Source organism: Tenacibaculum profundi, assembly GCF_057162725.1.
This window is the reverse complement of the sequence record NZ_CM169894.1, coordinates 1168613-1186604: the sequence shown is the minus strand read 5'-3', so window position 1 is coordinate 1186604 and position 17992 is coordinate 1168613. Positions and strand designations below refer to the sequence as shown.

Genomic DNA, 17992 nt, shown 5'->3' with positions numbered 1-17992 from the left:
TGCTTTTAATGTGATTAATAGCTTGTTTAGTAGTTGAGTATGTTTTGCATCGAAAAGCTTTGAATTGGAAGGGGATTTCTTTTTTGTTAGTTATTAAAATTTATAGTAACTTGCATTTATTATGCGCGCATAATAAATGTATAAACAAAGCTAATTATGACCAAGTACAAACATATTTTTGAACCACTAGATTTAGGATTTACTACTATTAAAAATAGAATTTTAATGGGGTCAATGCATACTGGACTGGAAGAGGAAAAAAATGGTTTTGATAAAATTGCAGCCTACTACGCAGAAAGAGCAAGAGGAGGAGTAGGACTTATAGTTACTGGAGGAATAGCACCAAACATACAAGGTTGGACAGCTCCGTTTTCCGCGAGAATGAGCACAAAAAAACACGCGAGAAAGCACAGAGTTATTACAAAAGCGGTTCATGATGAAGGAGGGAAAATATGTATGCAAATTTTACATGCTGGTCGTTATGCTTATCACCCGTTAAATGTAGCCCCTTCAGCACTTAAGGCTCCCATAAATCCATTTAAGCCATTTAAGTTACATTCGTCTGGAATCAAAAGAACCATCAGAGATTTTGTTAACTCGGCAAAATTGGCAAAAGAAGCAGGGTATGATGGAGTAGAAATAATGGGCTCAGAAGGATACCTTATCAATCAGTTTATTGTAGAAAGAACAAATAAAAGAAAAGATGGTTGGGGGGGAGATTACGAAAATAGAATAAAACTTCCGATAAGCTTGGTTAAAAAGACAAGAGAAGCTGTAGGAGAAAACTTTATAATTATATATAGACTTTCAATGCTTGATCTTGTAAATAACGGAAGTTCTTGGAAGGAAGTTGTGCATTTAGGTAAAGAAATAGAAAAAGCAGGTGCTACTATTATAAATACAGGTATTGGGTGGCATGAGTCAAGAATTCCCACGATAGCAACTTCGGTGCCAAGAGCAGCGTTTACATGGGTGACTGAAAAAATGAAAAAAGAAGTTTCAATTCCATTAATAACTTCAAACAGAATTAACATGCCAGATACAGCCGAAAAGGTTTTGTCTGAAGGGCATGCAGATATGATTTCTATGGCACGTCCTTTTCTTGCAGACCCTGAATGGGTTAATAAAGCAAGAGAAGAGAGAGAGGATGAAATAAATACCTGCATTGCATGTAATCAAGCTTGCTTAGATCATGTTTTTCAGAAAAAAATAGCAAGTTGCCTAGTAAACCCTAGGGCATGTCATGAAACAGAATTAAATTACAATAAAACTGATAAAAAGAAAAAAATAGCTGTTGTGGGCGCTGGACCAGCAGGTCTTTCTGTTTCTACAATAGCAGCTAAAAGAGGACATGATATAACGTTATTTGATTCTGAAAATGATATTGGAGGCCAGTTTAATATAGCGAAGCAAATACCAGGTAAAGAAGAGTTTTATGAAACAATCCGATATTTTAAAAAGCAAATAGAATTAAACGGGGTGAATTTACGCTTAAACACTAGGGTGAATTCAGAAGATTTAATTAAAGGAGGCTTCGATGAAATAATTTTAGCGACAGGGATCACACCAAGAAAACCCAGAATTGAAGGTATAGAACATCAGAAAGTTCTTAGTTATATAGATGTTTTAAAATATAAAAAAGAAGTAGGTAAAAAAGTAGCTGTTATTGGAGCAGGGGGAATAGGTTTTGATGTTTCAGAATATCTTACTCATGACGGTGAAAGTACTAGCGTTAATATTGACGCATGGCTTCAAGAGTGGGGTATTGATAAAACACTTGAAGCTAGAAGCGGTATTGAAAATACAACTCCAAAAATAGCACCGTCACCAAGAGAAGTTTTTATGTTTAAAAGGAGTGAAGGTAAATTTGGAGGAAACTTGGGTAAAACAACAGGTTGGATTCATAGAACAAACTTAAAAAAGAAAAACGTACAATTTATAAAAGAGGTACAATACACAAAAATTGATGATTTAGGATTGCATTATGTTCAAAATAATGAAAATAAGGTGCTTGAGGTTGATAATATTATTCTTTGCGCAGGGCAATTACCATTTAAAGAGCTTTATGAACCTCTTACGTCAAAAGGAATGACTGTACATGTTATTGGTGGAGCTCATATTGCTGCTGAATTGGATGCTAAAGAAGCTATTAATCAGGGAGCCAGGTTAGCAGCTGTCCTTTAATTTATCTTTGAATTATAGTAGTTTTTTCTTTTTTGCAAAAAAAAAAATTGTATTTATAATTACTGTTCAATCAAAGAACACAGTTTAGTTTTACTTTTTGAATTGACTATTTTTGTGAATTTTGATTTTAATGAATTAGTTATGGGTATGATTTCGTGTTCAAAATAGTGATTTTAGAAGTAGAATCACGATCTTGAGTAAAACGTAATTGATTGAATTTTCGTGTTTTTAACTTTTTTATTTAAAAAATAAATATATCAAATGATATTTCTTGTCTTTTTTGTTACTTTGTTGCATTAATATGAAGTTGTAAATCAAGCTGTATTCAATTTTTAATAAAATAAACTTAAAAATTGATTTATGGTCTTAGGGTAATAATGGGCAAAATAAATTATTTAAAAGTTGTAGTCACTTCCTTTATACTTGTATTTTTAGGTTGTGATTTTGATAAGGATAGTTCTTCAGAAATTAAGTCAGTATCTGTTTTAACAAAGAAAGAATATGATTCATTAAGGAAAATAGTTTTCTTTAGTCTGGAACCAGAAATAGCGGCTAAAGCTATGTTTAAGTTATCTAAAGAGGTTCAGTACATTCAAGATGATCATGAATTGGCTAAAAGATATCGTTTGATGGTTTGGTACTATTTGATGGGAGCTGATTATGAAAAGAGCGATATAATTCTTGATAAATTACAAAAATATTATAGGGATTTTAGTAGATGGTCAGATTATGTGAGTATAAGTAAAATTAGAGCAATTTCTTACAGAGGAAGAAAAAAATATAATGAGATAGAAAAAGTACTGAAAGAAGCACTAGAAATTTCAAAAAGTAAAAGTGTATATCCTTATGATTTACTTCCAATTCATGAATTATCAGTTTTTTATAGTTATGACGTGTCGAAACACCAAGAGGCTGTTAAATATGGAGATTTGTTTTTTGAAAAACTTAAAGGATATGATACGATTGTATCATATGACAAGTTGAAAGTTTTAGACTCTATAAAAAAACAGAATTTAGATGTAATTAATTTAACCCTTTCAAAATCATATATAAATGTTAATCAGTTGGATAAAGCGTATGATTGTTTGCAACAAGCAGAAAAAGGATTTGTGGCCATTGATGATGTTGAAAAAATAGGAAGAGTTTATAATAATTTTATTGATTTTTATTTAAAAAAGAAAGACCTAAATAAGGTCAAACTATATAAAAAAAAATATATAGAGTTCACTGAAAGATATAAAGACTCCTTAGTTTCTGATCTAAAAGATATGGCGGAAACGAATTTAAATTTAACTACAAAGGAAAAAGAAGCTTTGGTGGTGAATGAAGGGAATAAAAGAAAACAATTAATCATAGCTTTTTTAGGAGTAGGACTTTTGTTGATTGTTATTTTTCAGAGATATTTCTTTAAGATTCATTTTGACAGAAAAAAAATAAAATTAGAGTTAGAAAATGAACAAGATTTTAAAAAGTTTAGAGCGTCATTATTTATTAACATAGCTCATGAAATTAGAACTCCAATTTCTTTAATTTTGGGATATATCGATTTGTCTACAGACAAAAGTATCAGCGAAGATCAATTAAGAAAATATCTCGGGGAGATTAGAAGGAAGAGTAATAAAGTTATTAGTAATATTTCTGATATAATAAACCTTTTAAAGGAAGATAAAAAACAAGAGGAATTACGATTAGAAAATGTTATAATAGAGCCTTTTTTACAACAACTATTTTTTTCTTTTGATAGTATTGCTAAAATTAAAAATATAGAACTTGACTACAGCTCCAATTTACCAGAGAATTTTAATTTATTAACAAACTTAAATAAAGTTGAGAGTTTAGTTAATAATTTGGTAAGCAATGCTATTAAGTTTTCTAATAAAAATACCATTGTCTTTTTTAACGTTTTTCTTGAAAAAGATTTGTTTAATATTGAAGTAATAGATCAGGGAAGTGGAATAAGTGAAGAAAATCAATTAAATATTTATAAGAAATTTTATCAAGAAGAGAAAAAAGGGAAATCAGAGGGATTTGGAATTGGTTTAGCAATTGTTAAAGATATTGTAGATACCTTAAAAGGTGTTATTTCTGTAGAGAGCCAGCCCAATAAAGGTACAACTTTTAGAGTTCAGTTACCAGTTTCGAACTCGAAACAAATAATTGGAAACACTGAGGTTGTCTCAAAAAAAGTTATAAATCAGCCTAAGCCTAGTAATGCATCTTCAATATTTATAAATAACATTGGAAGGGAATTTAGTACAATACTTGTTGTTGAGGATAACCCGTATATGGTAGATTATTATGAAAAAATTTTATCTAAACTATATGAATGTGATTTTGCTTTTAATGGTGAAGAGGGGTTAGAAAAATTAAATAAGAAGTCATATGATCTTGTTATTTCCGATGTGATGATGCCCAAAATGAATGGACTAGAATTTAGAAAGCATATGAAAAAGAGTACTCTAAATGATGATGTTCCTTTTATTTTAGTTACAGCGTTGGGTTATGAAGAAAATAAAGTTGAAGCGTTTAATATTGGTATTGATGATTACATTGTAAAGCCTTTTGGTAAAAATGAACTAATAGCAAGAATAAATTGTTTACTTGATAATAAAAATAAAAGAGATAATATTAAACAACAAATTACAGAAAAAGATAAAGATGTAGAATCGTTTCAAGAAAAGAACCTTAAGAGACTTCAAAAAATTGTTATTGATAACCTTGATAAAGATGGTTTTTCTGTTGCTTTTTTAGCTGAAGAGGTAAATTTAAGCCAGAGGCAACTCGAAAGAATTATGAAAAAACTAACGGGGCTAACTCCTGTTAAATTTATTTTGGAAATAAGACTTCAAGAAGCCTATAAAAAAATCAAAAATAAAGAAGAAGCAGATATAAATAACGTAAGATACTCTGTAGGAATAAAAAGTGCTTCCTATTTTTCAGTAAAATTTAAACAAAGATTTGGGGTAAGTCCAAGTGAATTATTTAATTCGGACTAGGAGGTTTAATTTTTTTATAAATAAATGTAAAAACTCTAAATGTCTTTGTTGTTTTCTTGGCTAAATATTTGCGATATTTGTTACTTACTTTGGTTTAGAGAAATAGCATAAAGTTTCTTTATTCAATATAAAATTTTAATTATGGCAATGAATAAAAACACTGTTCTTGGTTGGGCAACACTAATTATGATTTTCATGGGAGTTCTGCTTATTGTACTGGCAATATTTAAGTATGATGAGATAGCTGGTTATGGTTTTGGTGCTGTGGGATTAGGTTTTTTTGCAAATGCTTGGGTATTTAATGCACTAAAGGGTAGGGTGTAAAATCATTCTTAAATTAACTCTAAAAATATTATAAAATAATGAGTGACGATAAAAAGATTATCTTCTCAATGAATAAGGTTTCTAAAACCTATCAGAGCACGGGAAAACAAGTATTAAAGGATATCTATTTAAGCTTTTTTTATGGAGCCAAAATCGGTATTCTTGGTCTTAATGGTTCGGGTAAATCTACTTTATTAAGAATTATTGCAGGGCAAGAAAAAAACTATCAAGGTGATGTAGTATTCTCGCAAGGATATAAAGTAGGGTATCTTGAACAAGAACCTATCTTAGATGAGAATAAAACAGTTTTAGAAATAGTTAAAGAGGGGGTAGCGGATGTAGTTGCTGTTTTAGATGAATATAATAAGATAAATGATATGTTTGGATTAGAAGAAGTGTATTCTAATCCAGATAAAATGGAAAAATTAATGGCTAAACAGGCAGAGCTTCAAGATAAAATAGACGCTTCAAATGCCTGGGAATTAGATACTAAGCTTGAGATAGCAATGGATGCATTGCGAACCCCAGAGGGAGATAAAAAGATTGGCTTATTATCAGGTGGAGAACGAAGAAGGGTAGCTCTGTGTCGTTTGTTACTACAAGAGCCTGAGATCCTATTATTAGACGAGCCTACTAACCATTTAGATGCTGAATCAGTACATTGGTTAGAGCATCATTTAGCGCAATATAAAGGAACTGTTATTGCGGTTACACATGATCGTTATTTTTTAGATAATGTTGCAGGATGGATATTGGAATTAGATAGAGGTGAAGGAATTCCGTGGAAAGGAAACTATTCTTCTTGGTTAGATCAAAAGTCAAATAGGTTAGCACAAGAGAGCAAAGCAGCTTCTAAAAGGCAAAAAACACTTGAAAGAGAATTAGAATGGGTTAGACAGGGAGCAAAAGGACGTCAGGCAAAGTCAAAGGCTCGTCTTAAGAACTACGATAAACTCCTCAATCAAGATCAAAAACAAGTTGAGGAAAAGTTAGAAATTTATATACCTAACGGACCACGACTAGGAACCAATGTTATTGATGCAAAAAGTGTATCAAAAGCTTACGGAGATAAATTATTGTATGAAAACTTGGAGTTTAATCTTCCTCAAGCTGGTATTGTTGGAATTATAGGCCCTAATGGTGCTGGTAAAACAACAATCTTTAGAATGATAATGGGCGAAGATACTCCCGATGCAGGTACCTTCAATGTTGGTGAAACAGCTAAAATTGCCTATGTTGATCAAAATCATTCTAATATTGATCCTAGTAAAACTATATGGGAGAATTTCTCTGATGGTCAAGATCTAGTAATGATGGGAGGTAAGCAGGTGAATTCTCGAGCTTACTTAAGTCGCTTTAATTTTTCAGGAAATGAACAAAATAAGAAAGTAGAAACTTTATCAGGAGGTGAAAGGAATAGATTGCATCTTGCAATGACTCTGAAGGAGGAAGGAAATGTTTTATTGCTGGATGAGCCAACAAATGATTTAGATGTAAATACTTTAAGAGCTCTAGAGGAAGGCTTAGAAAATTTTGCAGGGTGTGCGGTTGTTATTTCTCATGATAGATGGTTTTTAGATAGAATATGTACACATATTTTAGCTTTTGAGGGGGATAGCCAGGTTTATTTTTTTGAAGGGTCTTTCTCTGATTATGAAGAAAACAAGAAAAAACGCTTGGGAGGAGATGTCATGCCGAAACGTATTAAATATAAAAAACTAATAAGATAAGCGATTAAAGAGAGGGGGTCCCTCTCTTTTTTATTAAAAATAAATTTATAAATAATATTTCTTTTTAAAGTATTGGGCTAACTAATGATTAGCTGCAAATTTAAAACCCCACAATAGGAAAGTATTCCCTGTTTTTGTCTATTTTAATTATGCTCGTAGTTTTTTTAGGTTGATTTTTCTTTTTTGTAAAGAAAATATTTATTTATATAATTAATTGTTTAAGAGTTCTCTATATGTTAGTACTTAAGGTAGTATACTTTTAAATTATTTTATAGCTTTTTCTTTACTGACCAGTTTCTAAATGATGTTCTGTAGGAAGATTTTGTAAGAGGTTTATGTTCCATTTTTGTAAATCGAGTTTTTTGATTAGCTACATTAATTTGAAAAAAAGGATTCTTTTTAGGAAATGATATTACGCTAGCTAGATATATAAATTGATTTATTGGGATTAATAAGTTTTGTAATTTGATGTTTTATAAATATACTTTGTAGCTTATATAATTTTGATTTTTTAAATTATAGTCGAAGTACTTCTCATTTTATCTTTTATTATTGAAAGTATTATCAGTCATAAGAATTCTTTTATCTTTTGTAGTATTTCATCTCTTGGATGCATTTGTTAGATTATTTGGTTTGATTTAGTGCTTGAGGACGAAATCGGATCGATAACAAAAGTTGTGGGCGAATTGAAATAGAATATCGATTTTATAAAAAAAGGGACTACTTGGATTTTTATATCGACTTACTAAAAGTTTTACCACCAGAATTACTGATTACATATTTTGATATTATAAAGTATTAAACCATTAAAGAAACTCTTCATTTGTATTTTGAGAAAAAGAAGCCTATTAATGATGAGTTTACTATGGATATAGTTGTTTCTCATGATTTTTATAAAGAAATTATAGTATAAGATTTTCCTTTAAGATGAAAAATAGTATTATACTCCATATCAAAAGTAGGAGATGGTTGAATAAAGCAACTCAAAAAGTAGTTTAAAGAAATTGGGATTTAGTAGCATAGGGAAGGGAACTATCGTGACTGTTGAGTTTGCTGTTTTTTTAAAAGTGCTTAATCGGTACTAAAGCCTGTTTGTTATACCATAGCTAGTTTTTATGGTTTAAATGGTTAAAAGCTACAACGTCAATCTAAAGGCTATTTAAGTGATTTTAAACAATGGAAAGAAAAATCACATACGATTACTTACTGTTTCCTGAAAATATAGGGAGGTAACTTTCTATTGATGAGGTTTCTATATCTTAATGGGAGTTATATACCATTGTTACTAATAAAAAAGCTAAAGGAAAAGTAGAGGGTATTTTAGCTATCATTGCAGGGACTAAAGCTGAATATACGATAGATAGACTACTTAAAATTCTAAGTTCAAAACGAAACAAAGTAAAAGAAATAACTTTAGATATGGCTAACTCAATGAAGTTAATAACTAAAAAGTGTTTTTTACAAGCTAAAAGAGTAACAAATAGGTTTCATTTGCAAAAACTAGCTTTTGACGCTTTACAAGATATTCGAATAAAACATCATTGGGGTGCTAATGATATAAAAAATAATCAAATCAAATAAGCTAAGAATAATAACAAAATATATTATTATTAACTTTTGAAAACATAGATACTGTAAAAAAAATATTGATCAGAAGTAGATATTTACATTATAAAACAAAAGTAGGCTGGGCACAAAAATAACAACAAAGAGAAGAAATATTATTTGAATAATATCTAGATATTAAAAAGCATATGGAATATGTCAAAAACTTAGAAGTTTTTTAATAACAAAACCATAACTAAAGGAATTGCTTGCACAAAATTGGCGAAGTGGTTTAAAGAAATATAGTACTCAGACTTTAAAGCGTTTAATATTGTAGCAAACTCTATAAGTTGTAAATTACAAATCAAAACTCAATTATTTTAATAATCGAAGTACAAATGCTTTCGCGGAATCTTTTAATACAAAAATAAAAGCTTTTGGAGCACAATTTAGAGGAGTGAAAAACACAGAATTCTTCCTTTTTAGATTAACGCAAATTTTTGCCTAACCACAACTTTTGAGAATGATCCTAATTTTTATTTAAAGTCCTTAGTATATAAATCTATTATATTAATATAGTATTAACTGCATGATATTGACTTTTTAAAAAGAGTATATACGGAAAAAGCTTGTCGTCTTAGAACAAGCTTTTTCTCTTTAATCCCCTAAAAAAAATCCGAAGTTTTCACTTCGGATTTGCGGAGAAAGAGGGATTCGAACCCCCGGACCTGTTACAGTCAACGGTTTTCAAGACCGCCGCATTCGACCACTCTGCCATTTCTCCTTGAGTCTAATCAGGTGTTTCCTGATTGCGGATGCAAATATAGAACCTTTTTTTAATTATAAAAAAAGTTTTTATAAGTTTTTTTTAATGAATTTATTGTTTGTTTTTAAGTACTTGTAAATCAGTGTATTTTTAATTTTTTTTAACAAAAATTAATACTGGTATGCTGGTTATTCGAAGTAAACTATTGTTTTAAGAAGTAAAGGTTATTCGATGTATATAACTAGGGAGTAATATTAAGCGTAATTATAGTAATTTAGTTGTTATATCTTAAGAAATAATTCTACATTCGCTTTTAAATTATGATAACATGTTTAATTCATTCGGAAACATTCTTAAACTAACAACTTTTGGAGAATCTCATGGAACAGCTATAGGCGGTATCATTGATGGATTTCCCTCAGGAATTGAGGTTAATTTTGAGGAAATACAAAATGAGCTTAACAGAAGGAAACCAGGCCAATCTAATATTGTTACCCAAAGAAAAGAGCCAGATCAAGTAGAATTTTTATCAGGTATATTTGAAGGCGTCACAACAGGAACATCTATTGGTTTTATAATAAAGAATACCAATCAGAAAAGTAAAGATTACAGTCATAATACGAATGTTTATCGTCCTTCACATGCTGATTATACCTATGATAAGAAATATGGTACGCGTGACTACAGAGGAGGAGGGAGAACTTCTGCGCGAGAAACAGCTAATTGGGTTGTTGCAGGTGCATTAGCAAAGCAACTAATTAGTCATATTAGTATAAACGCATATACTTCGTCTGTAGGTAAAATATATACAAAAAAATCTTATGCAAAGTTGGATTTATCACGAATAGAATCTAATGATGTAAGATGTCCAGACGAAGAAGTTGCGAAAAAAATGATTTCAAAAATAAAAGAAATTAGAAAAGAGGGGAATACCATTGGTGGAACAGTTACTTGTGTTGCAAAAAATATTCCTGTTGGCTTTGGTGAGCCTATATTTAATAAACTCCATGCTCAGTTAGGTAAGGCAATGTTGTCGATAAATGCAGTAAAAGGTTTTGAGTTTGGAAGTGGTTTTGCTGGAGCAGAAATGAAAGGATCAGATCATAATGATCTTTTTAACTCTGATGGCTCTACTAAAAGTAACTTGTCAGGAGGAGTACAAGGTGGTATATCTAATGGTATGGATGTTTATTTTAGGGTCGCTTTCAAACCTGTGGCCACAATTATGCAAAATCAACAGACTATAAATTCGACGGGAGAGTTAACCGAAATTCAAGGAAAAGGAAGGCACGATCCATGTGTAGTTCCAAGAGCTGTACCTATTGTGGAGGCTTTAACCGCTTTAGTATTAGCAGATTTTTATCTACTAGATAAATCACGAAAAGAATAAAAGTTTAAAAAGATCACAAAAAACACTTAATATTCCATAAAATAAGCGGATCTGTTTTTTTCAAATCATATTTTTTATTTGGTTAAAATAGAAAAAAGGTAGTTGTTTTTTAGAGATGTTGATTTGAAAAAGAGAATCGTTTTGCATGAAACATATGTTACTAATAAAAAAATGAAAATCTATAAACGATTATGTTTTTTAATAAATTGAAAATGACCTAAGTAATTATTTCATTCCATATGAGTTGCATTCCATAGAGAATTTTATGCTTTTTATCTAAAAAGTTTGCTAGCAGTAAGGGGACATCTAATTTTGTATGCTGATTAGTTTCTTTAGTGTTTATATATCAGTAAGTTAAATAAGAGGCTAATAAACAAAAACCCTTTAAAATCTCAAAAATGAAACGAACAATTTATGTGCAGTTCGTCATGGTTTTGTTGTTTTCAACTTTTACCATGAACGCTAAATCAAACAATTTCAAAGAAAGGAATTTGTTTCTAAACTACGCAAAGGAAAAAACTAAACAGTTAAACAAAAGAGCAACCAAAACAGATCATCCTCTTGTTTCTAAAGAGCAATGGAATATTTTATTTCCATATAGATTTGGATCAAAAGATACAGGGGGTGGAGTATGGGTTCTAGATCCAAAGAAGGATTTCTACACTTATGAGTCATTTATTGAAGCCATTAACAGAATGGATAAAATTAAAGTGATTTTTGAAAGAAGATGTGGAACTAACGCATACAAAATTACAAGAATTGATAAAGTAACCGGAGAGTCAAATACTTTTCGAACAGATGTAGATTTCGATGCTCCTAGAAACTCTGACAAAGAAATCATTACTGAAGAGGTAGACTATGGATCTTTTTTAAACGAAGGAGATTTAGAGACTAGAAAAAGAGAACTAGTAGCTTTTTTTGCAAATATTTCTCATGAAACAACAGGGGGGTGGGATGCTGCTCCAGGCGGAAAATATTCTTGGGGACTTCATTTTAGAGAAGAACCAACCAATGCATCGTATGCATATCCAGATACTAATTATCCACCTACTCCTGGTAAATCATATAAAGGAAGAGGTCCCATCCAACTTTCTTATAATTATAATTATGGGCCAGCTAGTGAATTTATTTTTGGAGATAAGAAAGTTTTATTAGATAATCCAGATTTGGTAATTCAAGATGCAGCTTTAGCTTTCCAGACAGCTATATGGTTTTGGATGACACCTCAATATCCTAAACCATCAGCACATAATGTGATGGTTAAAAAATGGGTGCCAAATGATTTGGATAAAACTAAAAATAGAGTGCCAGGTTTAGGAATGACTGTAAACATAATAAATGGAGGAGTTGAGTGTGGACAAGGAAAAGAAAAGCCACAGGTTTTAAGTAGAATTGGATATTATAAAAGATATACTAGTATTTACAAAATAGGAACTGATATGGATGGTGTTGATGATCTATCTGACTGTGGCTGTAAAGACATGTCAAAGTATGGTGGAGATTCAGCAGACTTTACTGCAGAGCCATGTGCTCAAAAGCCAGCTATAACTTTTGTAAAGCCAATAAATGATCAATTAATAAAGCAAGAAAAATTCTCTTCAATAGAGGTTAATATTAATGTTGATCAAAAAAAATCTGTTTTAAAAACAATTACTACGACTATCGGGGATAAAACATTTTCAGGAAAATCTTTCTCTTGGACTCCAAGTTCTTATGGAGCTGTAGATTTAATAGCAAATGCAACCTTTGAAAATGGACTTTCAGCAACCAATACAATTAAAGTAATCATTTGGGATGGCGTTAATTTAGATTGTTCTGATATACCGGTATGGAAGTCTACTAAAATTTACGATAAGCCGAATAACTATGTAACTTTTAATGATGTTGTGTATAGAAATAAATGGTATGCAGGAATAGGTAATACACCAGGTGTTAATGGAGTTTGGGAAAAGATTAAAGATTGTGGAACCATAGAAAAAACACCACCAGTAGTAAATTGGCAAGCACCACTAAATGGAAAAATTTTTGAAACAAAGGAGTTATCGCCAATATCATTGAAAGCTAAAGCCACTGATTCTGATGGTGAGGTTGTCTCATTTTATTTTGTTCATAATGGAGCAAATATTGCTGCTACTAAATCTGAGGACACTTACACAGCAAAATTCATTCCTTCTAATTTTGGATCTTTTACTTTAGAAGCAATAGCCACGGATGATGATGGAAAAGTCACTAGTAAAGAAGTTAATTTTACAGTGAAAAAGTATTCGTCAAATGCATCACCAATTATTTCAAAAATAAGCCCCTCTAATGGATTAGTTATAGAGCAAGATAAATTAATGAAAATAGAATTAAAAGCTTTAATTACAGATGATTCAGAGGTTGTAGACGTATTGTTTTCAATTGATGATGAAAAGTTAGCAGTTACCAAAAGTCTTCTAGATTTATATGTTATTAATTGGGAACCAAAAAGTTTTAAAGAATACACATTAACAATAAAAGCAGAAGATGATGAGGGAGTAATATCAAGTAAAACAGTTTCTTTTACAATAAAAGAGAAGGTTAATAGTAATTCTTGTAATGGAACTCCTGTTTGGGAGTCAAAAGTTTATTCAAAACCAGGAATGAGAGTTAGCTATAATGGAGTAATATATAAGAATAAATGGTATGCTTCAAGTAGTGAAATTCCAGGAAAAAGTAGTGTTTGGAAGTATGTACAACCATGTGGAGGAACTATATTACATTGTAATTCCCCAAAATGGTTAGCGAACGAAATTTATTTTGCAGGTGACGAAGTGTATTTTGATAAGAAAATATACAAAGCGAAATGGTGGACCAAAAGTAATCCAAAAAGAAGTAATGAATGGAAGTACGTGTCAGAATGTACTGATGCAAACGAGTCTGTTAAAATTAATATTTATCCATCAATCGTTTCTGATGAAATTCATTTAACAATAACTCCTCAATTAGATAAAAAAGTCAAGGTAGAGGTAAAAGATACTGCTGGTAATTTGTATAAAACCTTATTAAATTCAGTTGTTAAAAAAGGAAGAAATGTATTTACAAAAAATCTTTCGAGTTTAAAGAAAGGTGTTTACATATATAGTGTTGAAATTGACGGAAATATTCAAACTAAGAAAATTATAAAAAAATAAATTTTATTATTCTTGATTATAATTCACGGTGTTAATGTTTTTAATATAAGTGAGTATTACTACCTCATATTTCCTTGTGAGGTAGTATAATTAATTTAAATAAAATCGATAGACTACTCTTGGGCAATAATTTCTTGTTGTTTAACTTAAAGAAAATTAATTTGTATTAAACAAAATATACATTATTACCTGAGCAACTTATCAATAAACAAATAATTCAATTCTTGATCAAGAATTAAATAACCCTTCAAATCTTAATTTTATGAAAAAAACAATATTCATACTATGTTTATTTTTGAGCACTCTTATCAATGCTCAATATCAATTCCCTGATTGTTATCCTCAATATAAGGATGGGGAAACATATCGTCAGGGAGATAAAGCCTCATTAAAAGGTATTAATTATACGGCAAAATGGTATACAACAGCAAAGCCTGGTGATGCTTCATGGAAAAATGATGGAGCTTGCGGTGATGGAGGTTTAGGTTCTGACTACTCTGGAAAGCAACGTATAATTGGGTATTTACCAACATGGATTCCAGATTATGATATTAAAAACAAATTTAATCCAGAAGTTGTTACTAATGTTAATGTATCATTTTTAATGTTTAAGCAGAATAATAAAGATTATAAAAGTAATGACTTTGCTTCTATAGCTTTTGATAACTTTCAGTTAAAAAAAGTAGATTCAGTTTTAACAGATTGTAAAGTTTTAGCAAAAGCAAAAGCAAAGAATGTAAAGGTTTCTGTTGCTCTAGGAGGTGCTACAGATTATGCTTTTTTATGGCTCATGACAAAGTATCATAACAATGATCAAAAATTAGAAGAAATAGCTGATTTATTAGCTAATTTTATTAATTCTAGAAAATTAGATGGTATTGATTTAGATTTAGAATGTTGGTGGGCTGATCCTTCTATTTCAGGAACAACAGATCAAGGAGGTAGAGTAAGAGGAAGTAAGTGGGGAGACCGTGATGAAGGCCCTCATAAAGCAGCGATAGGTATGACAAATTTAAGTAAAAAGCTTAGAAAAAAAATGCCTAATAAGTTAATTACAGCTGCAGTTTTTGGTACTTCTTGGTATGGTAATAATTATGATGGTGATGTAGCAGAGTATTTAGATTGGATAGGCTTAATGACTTATGATTTTACAGGGTCTTGGGATAAATCACCTATTGGTCCACATGCTTCGTTACATAAAACACCATTGAATACTTACCAAAATCAAAGTGCTGACAATCCAATTTATTCAGCTCAAGATGCCTTAGAATATTGGTTAGGAATTGCTCCTGCTACATGGAATCATTCTGGGGGATTCGGTGTACAAAAGGGAAAATTAGTAATTGGTGTACCAATGTATGGATATGATTTTTCTCAAAAAAAGCCTAGCGGAGGAAATGGAGCTAAGTTTGTACCTTATAGAGAAATTGTTTCTGAGTTTCCAAATGCGGCAACAAGTTACGATCAAAAAGATCCAAAAAAGTTGAATGGTCATATTTCTCAAAAAGGAAAAAATATATACTTTGATACACCGAAACAAGCCGCAGAAAAAATAAAGTACACGAAAAATTTTGGTCATCAAGGGGTCATTATTTGGGAGCTAACTCAGGATGTTGATTATAATTCTTCTTCAAGTATTTTAAAAGCTATCAATGAGGCAGCAGGAAATACAACTCCTATTAATCAAGTACCTGTAATTACTTGGCAAACACCTACAGATAATCTGACAATAGAGCAGGATATACTTGGTGCGATTTCATTAAAGGTAGAGGCTACAGATCTTGATGGAAAAATTAGGATACTGAATTTTAAAGAAGGAAACAATACGATTAAGTCAATTAAAAAGGGAAACACATATACAGCAAGTTTTTTACCCGATGATTTTGGTGAATACACTTTAATTGCCGAAGCAACTGATGATAAAGGTGGTATTGCTGAAAAATCGATTAAAATTATTATTAGAAAGAAGGAAGAGCCAAATTCAGCACCAATAATTACTTGGCAGACACCAACAGATAATTTAATAATAGAGCAGGATGTAATTGAAGAAATCACCTTGAAAGCAGAGGCTTCGGATCTTGATGGAGAAATAAGTTTATTTAAATTTAAGGTAGAAGGTAGTACGATCAAAGCAACTAAAAACGGTAATGAATATACAGCAATTTTTATACCTGATAATTTTGGTGAATATACTTTAATAGCTGAAGCTACTGATAATAAAGGAAATACTTCTATAAAATCAATTAAAATTATTCTCAAAAAGAAAGGGACGTCAAATTCAGCACCGAGTATATCTGATATAAAACCAAAAAACGGTAGTATTATTGAACAAGAAACTTTATCTGAAATAAATTTACAAGCTCTTATTACAGATGATAAATCAGTGAGCTCAGTTGAGTTTTTTATAAATAATTTGTCATTAGGGCTTATAGCAGTTAAAGAAAAAGATCAGTATATTTTTAATTGGATACCAAAAGCTTTTGGTAATTTTGACTTTAAAATTGAAGCTACTGATAATAATGGAATGGTGTCAGTAAAGATGATATCATTTAAAGTAGAAGAAAAAAATACAGATGGGGGATGTGATAATATTCCTCTTTGGAAAGCTATTACATATGCGAAGTCAGGCACAGAGGTGTCATATAATGGTGAAGTTTATAAAAATAAATGGTATGCATCAGCAGGAGAAAAGCCAGGCAAAAGTAATGTTTGGGAATATTTAAGACCATGTGGTGGCATTGTAACTTATTGCGGTAGTCAGGCATGGAGATCTGATTTAGTTTATTTAGGAGGAAGTAAAATTTATTATAAAGGTAAAATATATTTAGCAAAATGGTGGACAAAGGGAAGCACACCTAATACTTCAAATGATTGGAAATTTGATTCCGATTGCTCTAAAGTAAAAGAGAATAATATCTTATCTGAGATACAATGTCAAACCTTAGTTAAAGATTATACTAATATTGAAATTTTTACATCTCATAAATCAACAGGAAAAATTCAATTATACGATTTATCTGAAAGACCTGTTAAAACAATTATGCCTTCTAGGATTCTTAATGGAAGAGAGCGTATCACAAAAAATATTTCAGATCTAAAGAATGGAGTATACATATATAAAATCTTTTTAAATAATAAGGTGATTACCAAAAAAATGATTTTGAATAAATAAAGTTTCAGACAAGATAATTTGAAAATTAAATGATTTAATTAAAAAGGTGATGAATATTTGTTTATCACCTTTTTAATTAAAATTAATAACTAGTCAAGATAATAGTTATTTGGCTTGTTTGTTTAAATTTATAATAACTATTTTTGATATATTATAAATTTTTGCTTGTTAATTTAAATAATGCGGTGTTGATTCATAATAATATAATACAGGTTCTAAGAAACGAATGGGAACGAGAAATTATTTTAAAACGAAATGAATTTTTGATAAGGAAAAATGATATAAATACAAAGTTCTATTTTGTTAAAAGTGGAAGTATTCGAATATATATTGAAGACGGAAAAGAAGAACATACAATAAGATTTGGCTATCAGAATTCATTTATTACTGCAATAGATAGTTTTTTAAGTAATGAACCAACTACTTTTTATGTACAGGCATTAAAAGAAACTAATTTATACGTTATTTCAAAAAATAAGTTACTCAAGTGTATAAGTAACGATAAAAAAAATAAGGTATTATGGAGCGATTTACTAGAACATGTTATATTACAACAGGTAGAACGAGAAATTGATTTAATAACTTTTTCCCCTATTAAGCGATTAGAACGATTAAAAAATCGAAGTCCTCAAGTTTTCCAAGAAATTCCTCAAAAATATATTGCTTCTTATCTACGAATGACTCCTGAAACTTTATCTAGAATTTTCAAAGACGATTTAAATAGATAATCAAA

At 30.4% G+C, this 17992-nt stretch carries 9 protein-coding genes, 1 tRNA gene and 1 pseudogene; 10 read left to right on the top strand and 1 reads right to left on the bottom strand.

Annotation, left to right across the window (positions count from 1 at the left end; genetic code table 11):
• Positions 1–156 precede the first annotated feature (156 nt).
• The 6 genes and pseudogenes from AC2GW8_RS04740 to AC2GW8_RS04715 form a co-directional block, all read left to right on the top strand.
• A complete protein-coding gene (locus AC2GW8_RS04740) occupies positions 157–2184 on the top strand; it encodes an oxidoreductase (protein WP_440881640.1) in 2028 nt (675 codons plus the stop codon).
• Between the two features lie 377 nt (positions 2185–2561).
• A complete protein-coding gene (locus AC2GW8_RS04735) occupies positions 2562–5180 on the top strand; it encodes a response regulator (RefSeq protein WP_440881639.1) in 2619 nt (872 codons plus the stop codon).
• A gap of 141 nt (positions 5181–5321) precedes the next feature.
• Positions 5322–5504 (top strand): CAL67264 family membrane protein, encoded by a 183-nt coding sequence (locus AC2GW8_RS04730; protein ID WP_440881638.1) that lies wholly within the window; start codon positions 5322–5324, stop codon positions 5502–5504.
• 38 nt (positions 5505–5542) lie between these two features.
• Positions 5543–7234: an energy-dependent translational throttle protein EttA gene (ettA, locus tag AC2GW8_RS04725; protein ID WP_440881637.1), complete on the top strand. Its 1692-nt coding sequence runs from the start codon at positions 5543–5545 to the stop codon at positions 7232–7234.
• A gap of 1278 nt (positions 7235–8512) precedes the next feature.
• Entirely contained in the window at positions 8513–8815 is a 303-nt protein-coding gene (locus tag AC2GW8_RS04720; protein WP_440882184.1) for a transposase, read from the top strand.
• Positions 8816–9203: 388 nt separating this feature from the next.
• A pseudogene (locus tag AC2GW8_RS04715) lies at positions 9204–9287 on the top strand (transposase); the annotation flags it as partial.
• A 191-nt stretch (positions 9288–9478) separates the two neighbouring features.
• On the opposite strand, the gene AC2GW8_RS04710 reads toward AC2GW8_RS04715, so the two are convergent.
• A tRNA-Ser gene (locus AC2GW8_RS04710) sits at positions 9479–9563 on the bottom strand.
• 310 nt (positions 9564–9873) lie between these two features.
• Between AC2GW8_RS04710 and aroC the strand changes: the two genes are divergently transcribed.
• The 4 genes from aroC (at position 9874) to AC2GW8_RS04690 (ending at position 17987) form a co-directional block, all read left to right on the top strand.
• Positions 9874–10935 (top strand): chorismate synthase, encoded by a 1062-nt coding sequence (gene aroC / locus AC2GW8_RS04705; RefSeq protein WP_440881636.1) that lies wholly within the window; start codon positions 9874–9876, stop codon positions 10933–10935.
• A gap of 398 nt (positions 10936–11333) precedes the next feature.
• A complete protein-coding gene (locus tag AC2GW8_RS04700; RefSeq protein WP_440881635.1) occupies positions 11334–14087 on the top strand; it encodes a glycoside hydrolase family 19 protein in 2754 nt (917 codons plus the stop codon).
• 262 nt (positions 14088–14349) lie between these two features.
• A complete protein-coding gene (locus AC2GW8_RS04695; RefSeq protein WP_440881634.1) occupies positions 14350–17259 on the top strand; it encodes a glycosyl hydrolase family 18 protein in 2910 nt (969 codons plus the stop codon).
• A 188-nt stretch (positions 17260–17447) separates the two neighbouring features.
• Positions 17448–17987: a Crp/Fnr family transcriptional regulator gene (locus AC2GW8_RS04690; protein WP_440881633.1), complete on the top strand. Its 540-nt coding sequence runs from the start codon at positions 17448–17450 to the stop codon at positions 17985–17987.
• Positions 17988–17992 lie beyond the last annotated feature (5 nt).